Source organism: Kineosporia sp. NBRC 101731 (assembly GCF_030269305.1).
Classification (GTDB): domain Bacteria; phylum Actinomycetota; class Actinomycetes; order Actinomycetales; family Kineosporiaceae; genus Kineosporia.
On the sequence record NZ_BSTC01000004.1, the window covers coordinates 133,335 to 151,370 of the forward strand.

Consider the following 18,036-nt stretch of genomic DNA (forward strand, 5'->3'; position numbering starts at 1 on the left):
AAGGGAACCGCGAACAGTGAAACGACGCTATACGGTGGCGGGGAGCGTGGCCGGGGCCGCGCTCGTGGGAGTGCTGGTCGCCGTGTCCAGCGGCGTTCCCGCGTTCAGCGCCCAGAACACCTCCAAGCACCACCCGATGACCGGCATGCATCACAGCGCGAGCGCCACGACCTCAGCCGCCCCTGAATCGGCTGAATCGGCCGAATCGGGTGAGCCCACCGCGGGGCCGACCGCCACCAAGCCGGCCGACGCGACGCCCCCCGGCGACAGCGACGACGACGCCTCCGACACCGCGGGAGGTGCGACCGGGACCGCCGACCCCTCGGCGCCCACGGCCACTCCGGACGCCACCAACGACCACAACATGCCCGGCATGGTCGCCCAGCCCGCCTACGGCCCGAATCTGGACCCGGGCGAGTCTGACACGGTCTCCCCCGCGGTCAAGGGCATCACTCCCGAGCAGAGCTTCAACCCGGGCCCGGACATCTCCACGCACCGTGAGTTCCAGGCCAACTGCTACATGAGCCACCACGCGGCCAACGACCCGATCGTGTTCCCGGGTATGACCGGCGCCTCGCACATGCACACGTTCATGGGTTCCAGCACCACCGACGCCGACACCACGACGAAGTCGCTGCCGGCGGGCAAGACCAGCTGCATCACCCCGGGTGACAAGTCCGGCTACTGGCACCCCTCGATCTACAACGGCGACAAGCTCGTGACGACCGAGTACAAGCAGACGATCTACTACAAGTCCGGGATCTCCGACTACCGCACGGTGCGGGCGTTCCCCTCGGGTCTGCGGTTCGTGGTGGGCAGCCCGACGCAGACCAAGGACGAGTTCAAGAACCACCCCGGCACTGTGGAGGGCTGGGAGTGCGGCAACAGTGCCAACAATTTCGAGATCCCCGACCACTGTGCCGAGGGCAGCTACCTGAACATCCGGATGCAGGCCCCCAGCTGCTGGGACGGCGTGCACCTGGACTCCGCCGACCACAAGAGCCACATGGCGTACCCGGTCGCCGAGAACTACCGCAAGGTCTGCCCGGCCTCGCACCCGGTCGCCGTGCCGATGGTCGAGTTCAAGATGGGCTTCAACGTCTCCGGTGACATGAGCAACGTGCGCCTCTCCAGCGGCACCGACTGGAGCTGGCACTACGACTTCTTCAACGGCTGGGACGCCCCCACCCTGGCCGCCCTGGTCAAGCACTGCATCAACGGTGGACTGCAGTGCGACCCGCGCGGTTTCGACCTCTACAAGCCCGGGCGCGGCGCGGCGCTGAACGAGAACTACGAACTCGCGAGCTGACCCCTCGCACCGCAGGCCCCGGTCGTCCCCACCCTCCAGGGACGGCCGGGGCTCTACCTTCCCGACGAATGCCGGCAGCCACCGAGAGCTGCCTAGAGCTGCAGGGTGAAGTACGCGCTGTTCGGGTCGTTCGTGTAGTCCGCGAACGGGTCGGCCTGCACGAACCCGTAGCGCGCGTACAGGCTGCGGGCCGGCTCGAAGAAGTCCTCGCTGCCGGTCTCCAGGCTGATGCGCTTGTACCCGGCCTCGCGCGCCTGGTGCACCGCGTGACGCAGCAACTGCCCGGCGATGCCCTGCCGCAACCGCGCCGGCAGCGTACGCATCGACTTCAGCTCCACATGGTCATCGTCCAGACGCTTCAGCGCCACGCACCCGACCACCTCATCGCCCTCCCGCGCCGCCCAGAACGAGATCGCGGGCCCTCGCAACGCCTCGACGTCCAGCGCGTGGACACTCTCGGGCGGCGACACCTCCCGCATCTGCGCCACATGCCCCTCCAGCAGGGCGATCACCTGCGGATCGGAGAGGTCGTCCAGCGATATCACCAGTTCAGCCACACCGAACATGGTCGCAGACCACCCCTGGTGGACGCCCGTCCGCCCGGTCCCGGCGTGGCCACGGGGGCGGGATACCCGTGGCGCGTTAGCCTGTTATCGACGGAGACGGGAGCATGGGGACGGCCTGCGGAGAGGGCGGGACTGACTCAGGACGGTGGCCGGCACATCAACAGCTCGGCCTCGCCCGCCACCTGCAGCGCTCCCGCCGCGTACGGCACCACCGTGGTGGTGCCCGCCGCCAGCCGTGTCACCGCCCCGGCCGCGGGGCGCACCTGCACCGACCCCGACAGCACCACCAGAACCCCGAATCCCGACCTCAGCACGGCCGAACCCGCCACCGACACGCGCTCGAGGACGAAGTACTCCCCCGCCGCCACCGGCAGCACCTGCGGGCCGACGCCGGCCGGGCCCACCAGCAGCGCGATCTCCTCGATCGTGCGGGCCGTACGTTCCACCGCCGCCAAAGCCACCCCGAAGCCCAGCCCCAGATGACCGTCGCGAGCGCCGTCGAGCTCGAAGCCCTTCCACTCCAGCAGGATCGACAGATCTTCGGGCTCCTGCACCTCGACCAGGAACACCCCCTCACCGATCGCGTGCAGCACCCCCGGCGGCACGTACACCACGTCACCACGGTGCACCTCGATCCGGTGCAGCAACCCCAGCAGAGCCTCGGTGTCCTGTTCCTGGACCAGTGCGGCCAGCTCGTGGGCCGGGATGTCCTCGCACAGCCCCAGATGCACCACGCCGCCGGACAGGATGTACCAGGCCTCCGCCTTGCCGTGCGAGCGGCCCAGATGAGTGGCCGCGAACGACCGGTGCGGGTGGGCGTGCACCGGGAGCCGCTGGCCTGCGTCCAAAAGCTTGACCAGCAGTTTCGTGTCGGCGCCGAACGTGTCCACGTGGGCCGGGCCCAGCCACCCGAGCGGGTCGGCCGTCACCGCCGCCGCCAGCGAGCGCCCGTCCGGCAGCGTGCTGCGGCCCCGGGTGGGTTCCCCGAACAGCGAGGTGGTGGAGGCCACCCAGTCTTCGGGCTCACGGGCGGGGGCCGGGCCGGGCTCACCCCGGAAGGAGACGATGCCCGCCCCGCCCCGGTAGAAGCGCTCGGGGGGACGGTTCGAGGAAAGCTCTACGACGTCCATACTTGTGTTCCCTCCTGCAGGACGGCCGACAGGAACCCACCGACGAAAGTGTCACCCAGACCGACCGTTGTGGGTACCTCCACCTCCAGCCGGAGGCCGGGACGGCAGCGCACCACCACACCGCACACGGCTGCGCTCGTCTCCAGCTCCCCGGCGAACGCCACCGACTCGGCCCGGCGCGGCAGGGCGGCGACGCCGGCCATCTGATCGTCCGTGAACCCGTCGCCGTGCACGTACCGCACACTGGCCATCAGCATGCCTGCCTCCAGCGCCGGACCGTACGCCGGTGCGTGCGTCCCGATCGCGGCCGACCAGTACTTGGTGTGCACCACCAGGACCGGCGCCGGGATCAGCCGGTGCAGCTCGGTCAGGGCCGAGCAGACGTCGGGGGCGCACAGCAGGTCCACCGCCCGTCCCAGGTAGGCCTGCATCTCGTCCTCGTTCAGGCCGTACACGTCGACCCGCCCCAGTACCGCACGGCGCACCCGGGCCCGGAACGCCGGCTCGTGGAACGCGGCGTCCTCGTAGTAGACGAACGCACCGCGCGGCAGCCGTTCCATGTCCCTGCTCATCGTGCCCAGGCGCGCGTCCAGCAGGTCCGGGTCCCGCACCGCGTTGAACCCGCTGATCAGGAACAGCCGCGCATCGGCCAGCAACGCCCCGAGCTCGTCACTGAGCAGCAGTTCCTCGTTGGCCACGTCGTTGACGTAGATCAGCCGGTTCGGGAACGGCGCGACCAGGTCGATGTCCCCGGCCCGCACCCGCAGCCCGGCCTCGTACTGCACGATCAGGTGCGGGTAGAGGCTGTCGTGCGGGGAACTGCACACGTAGTCGCTGCGCGCGGGCAGCAACCGGCGGAAGTGCTCATTGAGCGTCACCAGGTGCAGCGTCGAGGACAGGCCCAGACGATCGAGGGTGAATCCGGCCCGCACCGACGTCCCGCCCAGCGCGATGCCCCGGGGGAAACGGGCCGCGAAGCTCTCCAGTGCCGCGGGTGAGGCCACGAAGTGCTCCCCTCCGCCACCACGCCTCAGGTACCCCAGCACCGACACCAGCAGGTCCCGCTCGTCCGTGATCGAGGCGACCACCGACGTCCCCTGCTCCTGATATTCCAGTTCCGCGGCCCGCACCCCGTGCTCCCGCACGAGCCGCTCCAGGCCACGGGAGGTGAGCCTGACCTCGTAGTCCACACAGCCCCCCAGGCCCAGAACGACTCGGGAGCTCATCTCAGTACAGCTTCGCCTTGCCGGCCGCGTCGAACAGCTCGATCTTGTGCGCGGCCACCTCCTTCAGGGCGTCGATGCACGGCGGCTGGATGCTGTTGGGCTCGCGAAGACCCTTCTCCAGCAGCACCTCTCGCATCTTGTTGTGGTAAACGACCTTGATGTCGCTGGAGATGTTGATCTTGTTGACGCCCAGCTTCACGGCCTGTGCGATCTCGTCGTCGGGGTTGCCCGAGCCACCGTGCAGCACCAGCGGGATCCCGACCGCGGCCTTGATCTTCTGCAACAGATCGAGCTTCAGCTCCGGCTTCAGGGTCGGCGGGTACAGACCGTGGTACGTGCCGATCGCCACCGCCAGACTGTCCACACCCGTTTCCCTCACGAACGTCACCGCCTCGTCCGGGTCGGTGTACAGGATCACGTCCGCGCCCGCCTCGGCCTCCGGATCCTCGTCCATCTTCCCGATCGTGCCCAGCTCGGCCTCCACCGAGACACCCACCGCGTGGGCGATCTCGACGGTCTGACGGGAGATCGCGATGTTCTCCCCGAACGGCAGCATCGAACCGTCGATCATCACCGAGGTGAACCCGATCCGCAGCGCCGTCAGCATCTGCGGGATGTCCGCACCGTGGTCCCAGTGAATCGCGATCGGCACGCAGGACGTGTGCGCCCGCTCGCGGATCGCCGGGATCAGCTCGTGGCGGATGTGGGAGACCTCGTCCGGGTGGATCGCCACCAGCAACGGCGCGTTCGTCTCCTCACTGATCTCCACGATGCCGTTGAACATCGCCCAGTCACTGATGTTGAACGCGGGAACGGCGAAGTTCGCCTCGTTCGCCACGTCAAGGATCTTCTTACCCGTGGTCAGCATCGCAGCAGGTCTCCTTCGGGGGTGGGGGGTGTCAGGCCTTCACGGCGCCGGCGGAGAGCCCGCCGATGAAACGCCGCTGAAAGATCAGGAAGAGGACGAGAACCGGGATCGACCCGAGGATGCTCATCGCCATCATTTCGTTCCACTGGTACGAGTGCTGGCCCATCAGCAGCTGGATCCCGATCGGCACCGTGCGCATGTCGTCGGTGCGGGTCAGCGTGAGCGCGAAAAGGTACTCGTTCCAAGAGATCATGAACGTGTACACACCCACCGCGATCATCCCGGGCACCGAGATCGGCACCAGGATCCGCCACAGGGCCGTCCAGCCGGTGGCGCCGTCGACCTTCACCGCCTCGTCCAGTTCCCGCGGCAGGGTGTTGAAGTAGGCCGTCATCATGATGATCGCGTAGGGCAACGTGAACACCATGTGCGTGATGATCAGACCCGGATAGGTGTTGTACAGACCCATCGACACCATCAGCCCGAAGTACGGGATGACCAGCGTGATCGGCGGCACCGCCTGCACGCTCACGATCACCACGTTCACCAGGCGCTTGCCCGGGAACTCGTACCGGCTGAACGCATACGCCGCCAGGATCGCCACCAGTAACGTCAGCGCCGTCACCGCGAGCGCCACCACGTAACTGTTGACGAAGAACCGCAGCTTGTCCGGGTCGGTCAGCACCGTGGTGTAGGCGGCGAACGAGACGTTGCCGCCGATCAGTTGCGGCGGGGTCGCCATGACCTCGCCGTTGGGCTTGAGTGACGTGGACAGCATCCACAGCACGGGGGCCGCGGCGAACACCGCCCCGAGGCTGAGGCCTGTGATCAAGGCGGCCTTGGTCAGCCGGCGCCGGCGTTCTCTGGTGCGGTGAAGGGTGGACGTCGTGGTCACCGTGCTCACGCGGCTCACCTCTCCCGCTGCTGGCGCACGTAGAAGATCGCCAGGAGCATCGTCAGAAGCAGCACGATCACCGCAGCCGCGGAGGCCAGGCCGAACTCGTAGCTGCTGAAGGCCTGCTTGTACACGTAGGTGCTGAGCATCTCGGTGCTGTTCAGCGGGCCGCCGCCGGTCGTCATCCAGATCAGGGCGAACTGCTGGCTGGTCCAGATCAGGTCCAGCACCGCCATGCTCACCAGAATCGGGCGCAACTGCGGGATCGTGACGTTCCAGAAGGTGTGCCACGGGCCCGCACCGTCCACGGCCGCGGCCTCGTACAGGTCGGTGGGGATGCCCTGCAGGCCGGCCAGGATGCTGATCATGAAGAACGGGTAGCCCGACCAGATGTTGATGAACAGCACCGCCCACAGCGCGGTGGTGGGACCGGCCAGCCAGTCGACCTGGCCATCGATCAGGTGCAGCTGCTCCAGCACGTAGTTGACGACACCGGCCGGGTCGAGCATCAGCCGCCACAGCACCGCCACCACGGCGATCGTGAACAGCCAGGGCAGGATGTACAGCACCCGAAAGACACTGCGGGTCAGCGGGCCCAGCAGCGGCGAGTTCAGCATCATCGCGAAGGCCAGGCCCAGCACCAGGTGGGCGCCCATGCTGCCGAGGATGAAGATCGCCGTGTTCTTGATCGCGGTGCGGAAGTTCGGGTCGGTCAGGATCTGCGTGTAGTTGGCGAACCCGACCAGCACCGGGTTGCGCTCGACGATGACGTTGTCCTTGAACGAGTAGCTGATCACCATGACGATCGGCACGACCATCAAGACGATCAGCAGCACGATCGTGGGGGTCAGGTACCCCCAGGGCACCAGTTGCCGGGACACCCTGCGGGCCCAGGGCATCCGGGCCGGACGAGGGGGCGGGTTCTGCTGCGGGGCAGGGGTTGTGGTGCGGGTCAGGGTTGAGATCGAGGACGCCGGGGTCGGCCCGGCGGGAAACGCCGGGTCGGGTGGCGACGGGCGGACGGACGGGCCGGCGGTCGGGTGCGCGGGCTCCATCGGGCACCTCCTGGGTAGGCGGGGACTGCACCGCAACCGGCAGTCCTGACGGGACAGGACGGCCGGACGGCGCCGGTTGCGGTGCGGCCCCCCCCGACGAGGGGGCGGGTGAGGGGAGCTCACCCGGAAGGTCCTCAGAAGTCCTCAGAAGACGGAGGCCCAGTTGTCCTGGGTGTTCTTCAGGGCCTCGTCCACACTGGTCTTGCCGGTGAGGACGGCCTGCAGCTGCTCGTTGAGCGTGCGCATCAGGTCTTCGGACTTGGGCAGGCCGGTGAACTCGTTGGCCGGCGTACCGTCCTGGTAGATCGTGAAGGCCTCTTCGAACTTCGGGTCACTGTCACCGAAGTCCGGCTCCGCGGTGGTGTTCCCGGGAAAACCGTTGGCCAGGGTGGACAGCTGCGCGTTCACGTCCTTGCTCATCAGGTACTCCACGAACCTGAACGCCTCGGCCGGGTGCTCGCTGGAGTCGGCCACCCCGATACCCCAGCTGGCGTAGGGAATACCGCGCTTGCCGGTGTAGTCGTCGGCCGCCGGGATCGCCGCGACCTCGAAGTTCAGGTCGGGCGCGTTCTCCTTGATCAGATTGATGTGGGCCAGGGAGTCGACCATCATCCCGACCTGGCCGGTCGAGAACTTCTCGACCTTGTCCTGCTCCTTCATGGTCAGGTACCCCGGCGCCACCGCATCCGCGTCGGTCAGGCCCTTGATCATGTCGATGACGCTCTTCACCTCGGGCGTGTTCATGTTCGGGCGGCCCCCGGCCAGCATGCTGCCGCCCGAGGCCCACAGCCACGACATCACATCGTTCTGCGCGCCGTTGGGGGCCGAGGTGTCCAGCGGAAGGGCCCAGCCCTTCTTGTTGTCCCCCAGCGCACTGATCTTCTTCGCCGCCTCGACGAACTCGGTGCGCGTGCTCGGCACCTCGTTCACCCCGGCCTCCTTCAGCAGGTCGGTGTTCACGAACAAAGGGTAGACGAAATTGACCACCGGGATCATGTAGGTCGACCCCTCGACCTGGATCTGGCTGGCGAGCTGACTCTCGTCGTAGCCGGCGTCTTTCATCAGGTCACTGAGGTTCGCGATGGCGCCCTGCTGCGAGAAGTCGTTGACCCAGGCCCCGTCCAGGCCCACCACGTCGGGCAGCGTGCGCGAGGCCGCGCCCGAGACCAGCTGCTGCTTGGTGGAGGCGTACGGGGCGGTCACCAGCTCCACCGTGATCCCCGGGTTCTTCGCCTCGAATTCCGCGACGATCTTGTCGAAGGCACCGTCGGGGAGTTCCGCGGCCCACCACTGGGCGAACTCCAGCTTGACGTCGCCACCGGAGGCGGCCGCACCGGACCCGGAACCGCATGCGGCCAGGGCGCCGATGACGGCCGCCGTGGTCACGATCCCGAAAAACCGACCCGGCCGTAGGGCCTTCCTGACACCGCTGACTGCCGACATCCTCAACTCCCTTGTCGAGATACCGCTCTGTGCTGCGTTCCGCGACAGTAACAAGAAGTCTTGAGCATCTACAAGGTTCTTCTTGCAAAAGTTCCGACCAGAAACGCATTTCTATGCAGAGAACCGCAGACAAGCGCGCGTAAGATGCGTGGAGTGTCCCTTTCGTCACCCCGGCAGGAAGAATTCATGCCGGTTCCTGAGGCGGGTACTGCCTCCGGGGGCCCCAGGGATGCGAAGATCTGCTGTTCTCAGCACCGGACAGTGCCGAAGATGCGCACCACCCGTGCGCAGGAACCGCAACCACCAGGCCACACAGACGGGACCACACCGTGACCGCACGGGAACCAGCGCTCGACCCGGCGCATGAGCCCACCTCCGGAGCCGCACCGGTGTCCGTACAGGGATCAGCACCCTCGGCACCACCCTCGGCACCGTCGGAGTCACCCACGCGGTCCTCCCCTGAGTTCTCGCGGGAGTCCTCGCCGGACTCCTCACCGGACTCCTCACCGGACTCCTCACCGGACTCCTCACCGGAGTCGGAGGAGAAGCAGCGGCACCTGCCGGCTGGGCGCAAGGCCCAGCTCGCCGCCTACGTGAGCGAGGCCGGACAGGTCACCGTCACCGAGCTCGCCACCCGTTTCGGGGTCTCCAGCGACACCATCCGTCGTGACCTGGACCAGCTCAGCAACGACGGCGTCCTGGTGCGCACCTACGGTGGCGCGGTCAGCCAGTCCACCATGGCTCCCGTCGACAGCACCATCGACGTACGGCTGAAACTGCAGCAGGACGAGAAAGACGTGATCGCCGCCCTCGCCGTCGGCCTGATCGAGAACGGCTTCACGATCATGCTCAACGGCGGCACCACCACCCTCGCCGTGGCCCGGGCCCTGCATCACCACCGCGACCTCACCGTGGCCACCAACAGCCTGCCCATCCCCCCGGCCATCCCTGAGTCCGCCGTGCGCGGGGTCTACCTGGTCGGCGGCGCCGTGCGGCTGCTCACCCAGACCACCGTCGGGGCACTCACCTTCCGCACCGCCGGCGGCAACGAGCTCGAGGTCAGCTGCGACCTCGCGCTCATCGCCGTCGGGGCGGTCTCGGCCGACGCCGGATACACCACCAGCAACCTGGCCGAGGCCGAGATGATGCGTGAGATGTGCTCACGCTCCTCCCGCGTGGCCATCCTCGCCGACTCCACCAAGTTCGGGCGCCGCCTGTTCGCCCAGGTCTGCGCCCTGAGCGACGTCGACTACCTGATCACCGACGCCCCACCCCCGGCCGACCTGCGCGCAGCCCTCGCCGCGGCCGGGGTCGAGATCCTCTTCCCAGAGCTCTGAGCCAGCCCTAAACCCTTTCCAGATAACCGTTGTCGACCAGCCACAGCACATTGAGCGACGCCGGCGCCCCCGGCACATAGGCCCCCGACAGCTGGTACTGCCAGCCCTCACCCCGCTGCTCGAACCACGCCGCGATCGGCCCGGCCGCCACCTCGAACGACTTCAGCACCCGGTAACGGCGGTAGTTGCACCCCGCCGCCGGGGTACCGGCCAGGTTCGAGGGCGGAATGGCCCGCTCGGCGTACGGAGTGCCCGCCGGACTCAGGAAGGCGCCGTACTCACTGCCGAACCGGTCCAGCTCCCGCCCCACCTTCAGGGTCTTGCGCCAGACCTCCGGGGCACCGTCCGACCCCAGCTGATAACCGTTCTGCGGCGGATAGATCCACGTCCCCACCGACGCGTCGTAGTACTCGGCCAGGAACGCCTGCGCCGACAACTCCCCCGTGCGCCGGTACCCCTTCAGCTCGAACCCGACCGTGCCGGAGTTCGGCAACGTGGCCGGACCCAGCCGCCGGTCCCCCTCGGCGTACTCCACCGAGCAGGTCGTGGACAGCTCCCGGCCCGCCGCCACCGGCGCCACCACCGAGGACGCCTGAGCCGGAGCGACCGGCGCCACCACCGTCCCGACAGCCAGGACAGCCGTGGCGAGCGCCGGGGCAAATCCCCGCAGACGAACGAAGAACGCAGTACTGGAATGCATTTCGGAATCCCCCCGACAACCGGTCATGATCGCCGCAGACCTTAGCCACCCAACCCGCCAGTACCCCGCAACCGGCCCCCGACAACCCGATGCCCGCCACCAACGCCCCTGCCGCCGCCTCTTCGCCACGACAGCCGCAGGTCGATCCGGTGGCAGGCGCCCGTGCTCGAAGGCGCCGCAGCGATCACGGGACGAACGGGGAAGCCGCCGATCATCTGGGCCCCGTGAAACTTCTCCTCGCGGGTGGCGCACTGGCCGGTCCGGCATTCGTCGCGGCGTTCCTGATCGAAGGTGCGCGCCGGGCCGACTACGACCCCGCGCGTCACCCGGTCAGTTCCCTGGCGCTCGGACCGGGCGGGTGGCGGCAGGCAGCCAATGTCGCGACGGCCGGGGCGCTCTACCTGGGCCTGGGCGCCGGTCTGCGTCAGTCCTCCCGCGGTGACGCGCTGGTGGCCGCGGCCACCGGTGCCGGACTGCTCGCGTCGGCGGTCTTCACCACCGACCCGGTGAGTGGGTACCCGCCGGAAACGGCATCCCGACCCCGAAAGTCTTCCTGCGAGGGCCAGTTGCACGACCTCGCGGCACTGCCCATCTTCCTGGGCCTGCCCGTCGGCCAGCTGGTCACGGCCTGGCTCTGCCGACGGCAGGACCGCCCCTGGGCCCTGGCCAGTGCGGCTGCGGGCATCACGATGCTGTGGACGCTCTCCGGGTTCTCCCGAGGCTTCTCGCAGGACCCGCACTTCGTCGACCGAGCTGGGCGGTTGCAGCGAGTGGGAGTCACCACCGGCTTCCTGTGGCTGAGCGGTCAGGCCCTGCGCGCCGGGCGGACGTAGGCGCGCGGACGTAGGCGCGCGGACCAGCTCAGGCGCAGAACACGCCCCAGAGCGCCGTTCTAGGTGGGCGCCCCTCCTCTGCCCCTACTGTGTGAGGCGATGTCCGGGACCGGGGAACGGCAAGGCGGGCAGCCAGACATGTGGCCACCCACCTGGGCGTGCCCGCGCGCGGGAGCCCGGTCCCAGCCAGGGCTGCTGGGGTTGCTGATGGTGTGGACCGTCATGGGCGGTCTGCTGGCCATGCACGCTCTCAGCACAGGCCACAGCTCACACACCGCCATGCCGACCGGTACCCAGCACGGCGCCGCAGACGTCCACTCCAGCGGCCACCACCCAACCGACTCACCTCGGACCGGCCCGTTCGATCGGGCCCAGAGCGCCGTGGGTGCTGCGGTTGCCTCGGCGGTGAACGGTCTGAGCGTCGGCCCCTCTGTTGTCCGGGCCGACGACGCGGTTGTCCGGGGCCCAGCCGGGCAGCAGGCGGTGCGGGGGCCCGGGATCACGAGCGCCGTCCTGGTCGGCACCCGTGATGAGCACGCCGAGCGAGTCCTCGGTCATGAGCTGCGCCCGGAATGGGTGCCGGGTCATGGCCCGGATGCGCCCACGGGTACCCCCCTGTGCCAGGCGATTCTCCGTGGTGCAGGTGTGGTGCTGCTGCTCTTGATCCTGAGCAGGCTGGCCCTGGCCACCCGGGGAACGGCGTGGGTCCTGGCCCGGCATCCGATGTCGACCGCCGACGGTCATGGCCGGTGGAGAACCTGGCAGTGCCGCCTGCCGGTCCGGGGCCCTTCGTTGCAGAAGCTCTGCATCAGTCGCACCTGAGCCGGCCCTGAGCACGCACCTACCCGCCCGCACCCGATGCCGGGCACGGATGGCCGTAGGCGTGTTCCTCATCGGCACGGTGCCAGCAGACGTTCCCTATGCGAAGGGTTGAACCAGCATGCGTACAGCACACCACCTCAAGGCCTGCCTCGCCCTGCCCGTCATCGCCGGCCTGCTCCTGAGCGGATGCGGCAGCGACGACGAGCCGGCCTCGAACGGCAGCGCCACCAGCAGCGCCACCAGCAGCGCCAGTGCAGAACAGGGCGTGTCGTTCAACGACGCCGATGTCGACTTTGCCAGCGCGATGATCCCTCACCACGCGCAGGCCATCGAGATGGCCGATCTGGCCCTGACCAAGGCCACCAGTGCGCAGGTCAAGAACCTGGCCGAGAAGGTCAAGGCCGCCCAGGCCCCAGAAATACAGACCCTGTCAGACCTGCTGTCCAGTTGGAACCAGCCGGTTCCCAGCACCGAGGGCAGCAGCTCCATGGAGGGGATGGATCACGGCGAGTCCGACTCCACCATGATGACCAGCGAACAGATGGACGACCTCAAGGACGCCGGCGCCGCCGAGTACGACCGGATGTGGGTCGACCTGATGATCCAGCACCACGAAGGTGCCATCGCCATGGGCAAGACCGAGGTCGCCGACGGCACCCATGAGCAAGCCACTCAACTGGCCCGGACCGTCATCGAGGCGCAGACCACGGAACTCGCCCAGCTGAAGAGCCTGGCCGCCGAACTGGCCTGATGCTCCCTTCCGACACCGCGTCGGAACGGGCATCCATCACTGCCCTGACGCCTGGCCGCCGACCAGTCCCAGGTCCTTGATGGGCAGGGCGGGGCCTCGCCCCGACAGCGAGGCCCCACCCCCCCGATCTGGGAACTTGCGTGCCCCGGACGCTTGCGGTCCACCTGCCGTCCTTGGCCCTCCCACAAGGAGCGACATGAACGATCGAACCGCTACCTGCCGTTCCCCCTGGCCACGACGGTGGCTGCTGCTCGGACTGGCCGTTTTCGCCAGCATGATGGTGGCGTTCCCGGCCTCCGCTCACCTGGATCTGGTCTCCACCACCCCGGCCGACGGCACGATGCTGAAGAACCCCTCGGCCGCGATCACCGTCACCTTCACCAAGGCGGCCACCCCCTCCGGCAAGGGGTTCACCCTCTACAACTCCGCCGGCCGGGCCGTGCCCGTCCAGGGCGACACCAGCGATGACGGAGTGACCTGGAAGATCCGCCCCACCACGGCGCTGCAACCCGGTAGCCGCTACGGCCTCACCTGGAAGGTCACGGGCGGCGACGCCCACGTCAAGTCCGGCACCATCACCTTCCGTGTCGCCGCAGCACCCGCAGCCAGCCCCGACGACACCGTCCCATCCGACTCCTCCTCGACGTCCTCTGTACCGGCATCGTCGGACGGCCCCACCGATGCCGGCGCCATCGAGGCGACCCCGGAATCGGCCTCGGACGCTGATGATCACGCACAGATGCCCGGGCACACGATGAACGACCCGGACACCCAGGACACCCAGGTCGGTGCCGATCTGGGTACCGGTCCCGAAGCCGGTCTGGATGCTGTGCTGGCTTCAGCCGACGAGGAAGGATCCACCCTCGCGGACACCGCGACCGCGGTGGCGCGCTGGATGTCCTACCTCGGGATCCTGGTGAGTGTGGGGGCACTGATCGTGGTCATCACCACCCTGGTCGGAGCCGCCGGGGACGTACGTCTGGGCGAGCACGTCGTGCGGTGGGCGGCGGGACTGTGCGTGCTGGGTGCCCTGATGGAGGGCGCCTGCCTGCTGTGGGCATCAGACACCCCGGTGCCGTGGTCACCGGCCCTGGCCACAGGCCTGCGCCTGGCCGCCGGCACGGCGATGGTCCTGACGCTGGAGCTCGTACCGCGCAGCACCGGGGGCCGCCGCTCGTACGACGTTCCCGCGCTACCGGGCGCGCCCCGCACCCGATCCTTCTCAGCTGCACGAGGCGAGCGTCCTCACGGGGAAAGCAGCAGGAACGACGCCGTCTCAGGGACCAGCCGCTCGTCCCAGTTGATCCTGACTCCTCCGGTGCGTACCGGGCGAGTACGCGGGGTCCCGATGCGCCCTGCCCTGACCGCCGTGATCGGCACCGTGATGCTGGTGTCATTCGTGTTCGACGGGCACACCGCCACCGTCAGCCCACGACTGCTGATCGCCATCGCCGACCTGGCCCACACCACCGCAGCCGCCGTCTGGGTCGGCGGCGTGGTCCTGCTGGCCGTCCTGCTGCTGGTGCGCGCCCGTGCCGGGGTGCCGACCGGCGCCGGCGAACTCGCCGTCCGCTTCTCCGTGCCCGCCACCGCCGCCGTCGTCGTCGCCGGCCTGGCCGGAACCGTCCTGACCCTGCTCATCATCGACAGCCCCGACGACCTCACCGGCACCCCCTGGGGCCGGATCATGCTGATCAAGCTCGGCCTGGTCGCCGCCGTAGCGGTCATGGGCTACGCCAACAACCGCTACGCCCTGCCCGCCCTCGATTCCTGGCGCCCCGGCACAGCCCGTCTGCTCCGCCGCACCGTCGCCGCCGAAGCCACCGTCATGATCGCCGTCCTGCTGATCACCGCGATCCTCGTCGCCTCACAGACCTGATCAACAGCCTCGTGACGTCCGGAGGGGAATACCGCGAGAACCTATGAGGCCCGCAACCGACACGCCCATGGGGACCTAGGGCCGCAGCTGCTGCATCGGCCGCGAACGGCGCAGGACCGGGCCGGTCAGAGCCAGGACGGCCAGTTCGGGCAGGAGCGGGAGCAGCATGCCCGGGCTGACGTGTGAGGTGTGCGGAATGAGCGTGGGGGCCGCGACCAGGGCGACCGCCCCGTGCCCGTGCGCGGTGGGGGCGCCGGTGAACGCGGGGGTCACGGCCAGCAGGTAGCCCAGGTGCGCCACGATCATCAGCGCAGCCATACCGGAGGCCATCATCAGGGCCGATCGCGAGCGTGCCCGCATCAGGTGCAGCGCGCAGCCCAGGCAGATGAGGGCCATGGCGCCGAAGACCCAGGCGGTTGCGTCATGTGCGGTGAGCGTGGCCAGGTGCAGCAGGCCGCCGAGCCCGGCCAGGGCGCTGATCGTCCGGGCGGCCGGGAGGCGGCACGGGTTCGGGTCGGCGGTCGGGCTCACATCCGCCAGCGTGCCACATTGGATCCATATTCATCTAGAGAGGATCCAGAAAGGCGTGCAAGTCCGGGTCCGGACATGATTCGAGACCGGGGCCACACCGGCGCCGGTCTCGTCAGAAGAAAGGATCAGGCAGTTGCTGCGAGCGTGAAGACCTCGTCGTCCTGCGGACGGGGAGCAGCCAGCAGGGCGGCACCGCGCTCGCTGGTCTCCAGCACGATCGCGTACTCGTCGTCGTTGGACAGGCCGAAGCGGACCTTGGCGACCTCGGTCAGCGGACGGCGCACCATCACACCGATCAGCATCACGACCACCCCGAGAGCGCCCAGCAGGACCGGGGTGAGCAGGTCACCGTCGTCGAGCGTCAGCGCGGCCGCGGCCAGCAGCGAGGCCCCGACCACACCGAACAGCGCGGTGGACGAGTGCACCAGCGACGTCTTCACGCGCTCGCGGGCGGCGATCACGCCCAGGGCCCGGTCGCACTCGGCCTGCAGCTCGTTCATCAGCTCGCGGTGGGGCAGGTCGTGCTCGCGCCGGAAACGCAGGTTCACGACGGTGGCGTGAACGGCGGGGTTGCGGCAGCCCTCGGGATCGAAGGCGTCCAGTACCCAGCCGAGGTGCCGGTACGCATCGCGGTAGACCCACTCCAGGCGACGCGGAGCCTGCACGGTGGCGAACTCGTAGTCGGCCGGGTCGACGGCACCGTCAACGATGGTCTCGGACATCAGGATGTTCCCCTTGGTTCGTGCCGCGGCCGGTCCCTCACCGTCCGCCGACCTGCATAAGCCTGCTACTCGAAGATCTTCAGCGCATCCGCCTGCAGGAGCATTCCCGGGTACGACGAGAGTCGTACGACGGGGCGTATGGCATCTGCCACAAAGAGATACTTCGGCAGGTCGTCCTGATACGAACGCACTACGGACGTGCGACGGACGTGCGAGGGACGCAGGTGCCGGATCGGGAAATCCGGACGGACGGGGCGCCAACCATCAGGTCAGTGATAAACCCACGTCAGGCTTCGTCCGAGCCTTGGGATAAGCCTGCAGCCGGGCAGTCTCCACCGATAGTGTGCCCTTGACAACGCAGGCCCGGCATCAGCCGAACACAGGAGCAGACTCGACGTGTACGACCTCCGGCCCGGGGATCCGGAGCAGATCGGCGAATTCTCGGTCGTCGGCCGCCTGGGCGGCGGTGGCATGGGCACCGTATACATGGCCGAATCACCCGACGGCACCAGGGTCGCCATCAAGGTCGTGCACGAGTACCTGGCCGCCGACCCCGAGTTCCGGCGCCGGTTCGCGCACGAGGTCGACTCGGCCGGCAAGATCTCCGGCACCTACACCGCCGAGGTCCTCACCGCCGACACCGAGGCCCGCCTGCCCTGGATGGCCACCGAGTTCGTCGAGGGCCGCAACCTGCTGCAGACGGTCGACGCCGACGGCCCGCTGAGCCCCGAGGCCGTGCTCGAGCTGGCCGCGGGCGTGGCCGACGCCCTGACCGAGATCCACCGGGCCGGCGTCATCCACCGCGACCTCAAGCCCTCCAACATCCTGCTCTCGCCGCAGGGCCCCCGGGTCATCGACTTCGGGATCGCCCGCGCCGCCGAGGCCAGCACCGTCACCAGCACCGGCAAGATCACCGGCTCGGCCGCGTACATGTCGCCCGAGCAGGCCGTGGGCCAGCGGGTCGGGCCCGCCACCGACGTGTTCTCCCTGGGCGCCCTGCTCTACTACGCGGCCACCGGCGAGCCCGCGTTCGGCACCGGCCCGGCCACCGCCATGCTCTACCGCACGGTGCACGGCGAGGTGAACATGGAGCCGATCCGGTCCGCGCCCCTGCGCGACCTGATCTCCGCGCTCCTGGAGAAAGACCCGGCCGACCGGCCCAACGCCAAGCACATCGCGATCGCCGCACGCACCGGCAACCCCGTCACGCGCCTGCCCCGCAGCACTCCCGCGGCCGGGGTCCGGGTCGCACCGCCGGTGCCCACCCCCGCCGGCGGCGTCAGCGCCTACGACAACCTGATGAACCAGGTCGCCCTGGCCACCGCCTCGCGCGGCAACCCGATCATCCAGACCACGCAGCAGCACGCCCCGGTCGACCGGGCCTCCCGGTTCCGGTCGCCCTTCCTGGTGCAGGCCGCAGCCGGCGCCGCGCTGCTGATCGCCCTGGTCGTCGGCGGCGTGATCCTGTTCACCACGGACGACAAGGCGAAGGCGCCCGCAGCCAACGTCTCCGGCTCCGACGACGGGCCCTCGCCCACCGCCACCACCGCCGGGCCCCAGAGCACCGGCAAGACCCGGCCCGTCGGCGCCGGTGGCCCCACCAGCGTGCCGACCTACGCCACGACCACCGGGCGCAGCTACACGACGACCACAGCCGGCGCTCCCCTGGCCACGGTGACCGTCAAGCCATCCCAGACGAGCACCCCCACCCCGACCAAGAGCAAGCCGCCCGCGACCACGAAGCCGCCCGTCACGACCACCACCAGCACCCCGGCAGTCGACCCGACCACCACCAGCGGTGGGGACGACGGCGGGGACGACGGGGGCGACGGCGACGGAGAGACCGGCGGCAGCACCCCCTCGCCCTCGGCACCCGGTGCCGCCGAGGAAAACCCGTAAGCCCTCTGCGGCCACATCAATCTCCCGGCCGCAGCAGGCGAAGGGCCGCCACCTACGATCGGCGAACGTC

At 69.0% G+C, this 18,036-nt stretch carries 17 protein-coding genes; 7 read left to right on the forward strand and 10 right to left on the reverse strand.

Annotation, left to right across the window (positions count from 1 at the left end; translation table 11 throughout):
• Positions 1-16 precede the first annotated feature (16 nt).
• On the forward strand, positions 17-1,309 hold the full coding sequence (locus QSK05_RS13480; RefSeq protein ID WP_285597501.1) for a DUF1996 domain-containing protein: 1,293 nt from the start codon (positions 17-19) through the stop codon (positions 1,307-1,309).
• Between the two features lie 92 nt (positions 1,310-1,401).
• Here QSK05_RS13480 and QSK05_RS13485 read toward each other — a convergent pair whose 3' ends face one another.
• The 7 genes from QSK05_RS13485 to QSK05_RS13515 form a co-directional block, all read right to left on the reverse strand.
• Complete coding sequence (locus tag QSK05_RS13485) at positions 1,402-1,857, reverse strand: GNAT family N-acetyltransferase (RefSeq protein WP_352301379.1); 456 nt, start codon at positions 1,855-1,857, stop codon at positions 1,402-1,404.
• A 155-nt stretch (positions 1,858-2,012) separates the two neighbouring features.
• Positions 2,013-3,005 (reverse strand): class I mannose-6-phosphate isomerase, encoded by a 993-nt coding sequence (locus QSK05_RS13490; protein WP_285597503.1) that lies wholly within the window; start codon positions 3,003-3,005, stop codon positions 2,013-2,015.
• Complete coding sequence (locus tag QSK05_RS13495) at positions 2,993-4,231, reverse strand: ADP-dependent glucokinase/phosphofructokinase (RefSeq protein WP_285597504.1); 1,239 nt, start codon at positions 4,229-4,231, stop codon at positions 2,993-2,995. The genes QSK05_RS13490 and QSK05_RS13495 overlap by 13 nt, the downstream gene beginning before the upstream one ends.
• 1 nt (position 4,232) lies before the next feature.
• Positions 4,233-5,099 (reverse strand): ketose-bisphosphate aldolase, encoded by an 867-nt coding sequence (locus QSK05_RS13500; protein ID WP_285597505.1) that lies wholly within the window; start codon positions 5,097-5,099, stop codon positions 4,233-4,235.
• A 31-nt stretch (positions 5,100-5,130) separates the two neighbouring features.
• Positions 5,131-5,994, reverse strand: coding sequence for a carbohydrate ABC transporter permease (locus tag QSK05_RS13505; RefSeq protein WP_352301382.1), 864 nt, complete (start codon positions 5,992-5,994; stop codon positions 5,131-5,133).
• Positions 5,995-6,008: 14 nt separating this feature from the next.
• The gene (locus tag QSK05_RS13510) at positions 6,009-6,893 is read right to left on the reverse strand and encodes a carbohydrate ABC transporter permease (protein WP_352301385.1); all 885 of its coding nucleotides are present in this window, start codon (positions 6,891-6,893) and stop codon (positions 6,009-6,011) included.
• 300 nt (positions 6,894-7,193) lie between these two features.
• Positions 7,194-8,492, reverse strand: coding sequence for an ABC transporter substrate-binding protein (locus QSK05_RS13515; protein ID WP_285597508.1), 1,299 nt, complete (start codon positions 8,490-8,492; stop codon positions 7,194-7,196).
• A 329-nt stretch (positions 8,493-8,821) separates the two neighbouring features.
• Here QSK05_RS13515 and QSK05_RS13520 point away from each other — a divergent pair, with 329 nt between their 5' ends.
• Positions 8,822-9,829, forward strand: a complete 1,008-nt coding sequence (locus QSK05_RS13520) for a DeoR/GlpR family DNA-binding transcription regulator (RefSeq protein WP_285597509.1) — start codon at positions 8,822-8,824, stop codon at positions 9,827-9,829.
• 7 nt (positions 9,830-9,836) lie between these two features.
• Here QSK05_RS13520 and QSK05_RS13525 read toward each other — a convergent pair whose 3' ends face one another.
• Positions 9,837-10,529 (reverse strand): TNT domain-containing protein, encoded by a 693-nt coding sequence (locus QSK05_RS13525; protein ID WP_285597510.1) that lies wholly within the window; start codon positions 10,527-10,529, stop codon positions 9,837-9,839.
• A 224-nt stretch (positions 10,530-10,753) separates the two neighbouring features.
• Between QSK05_RS13525 and QSK05_RS13530 the strand changes: the two genes are divergently transcribed.
• The 4 genes from QSK05_RS13530 (at position 10,754) to QSK05_RS13545 (ending at position 14,814) form a co-directional block, all read left to right on the forward strand.
• Positions 10,754-11,362 carry a DUF998 domain-containing protein gene (locus QSK05_RS13530; RefSeq protein ID WP_285597511.1) on the forward strand — a complete coding sequence of 203 codons (609 nt, stop codon included), beginning with the start codon at positions 10,754-10,756 and terminating at the stop codon, positions 11,360-11,362.
• A gap of 138 nt (positions 11,363-11,500) precedes the next feature.
• Positions 11,501-12,184 (forward strand): hypothetical protein, encoded by a 684-nt coding sequence (locus QSK05_RS13535; RefSeq protein ID WP_285597512.1) that lies wholly within the window; start codon positions 11,501-11,503, stop codon positions 12,182-12,184.
• A gap of 118 nt (positions 12,185-12,302) precedes the next feature.
• Complete coding sequence (locus tag QSK05_RS13540) at positions 12,303-12,935, forward strand: DUF305 domain-containing protein (protein WP_285597513.1); 633 nt, start codon at positions 12,303-12,305, stop codon at positions 12,933-12,935.
• Between the two features lie 196 nt (positions 12,936-13,131).
• Positions 13,132-14,814, forward strand: coding sequence for a copper resistance CopC/CopD family protein (locus tag QSK05_RS13545; RefSeq protein ID WP_285597514.1), 1,683 nt, complete (start codon positions 13,132-13,134; stop codon positions 14,812-14,814).
• A gap of 75 nt (positions 14,815-14,889) precedes the next feature.
• On the opposite strand, the gene QSK05_RS13550 is transcribed toward QSK05_RS13545, so the two are convergent.
• Positions 14,890-15,345: a hypothetical protein gene (locus QSK05_RS13550; RefSeq protein ID WP_285597515.1), complete on the reverse strand. Its 456-nt coding sequence runs from the start codon at positions 15,343-15,345 to the stop codon at positions 14,890-14,892.
• Between the two features lie 125 nt (positions 15,346-15,470).
• Entirely contained in the window at positions 15,471-16,067 is a 597-nt protein-coding gene (locus QSK05_RS13555) for a hypothetical protein (RefSeq protein WP_285597516.1), read from the reverse strand.
• 396 nt (positions 16,068-16,463) lie between these two features.
• On the opposite strand from QSK05_RS13555, the gene QSK05_RS13560 reads away from it, so the two are divergent.
• Complete coding sequence (locus tag QSK05_RS13560) at positions 16,464-17,966, forward strand: serine/threonine-protein kinase (protein ID WP_285597517.1); 1,503 nt, start codon at positions 16,464-16,466, stop codon at positions 17,964-17,966.
• The last annotated feature ends 70 nt before the right edge of the window (positions 17,967-18,036 follow it).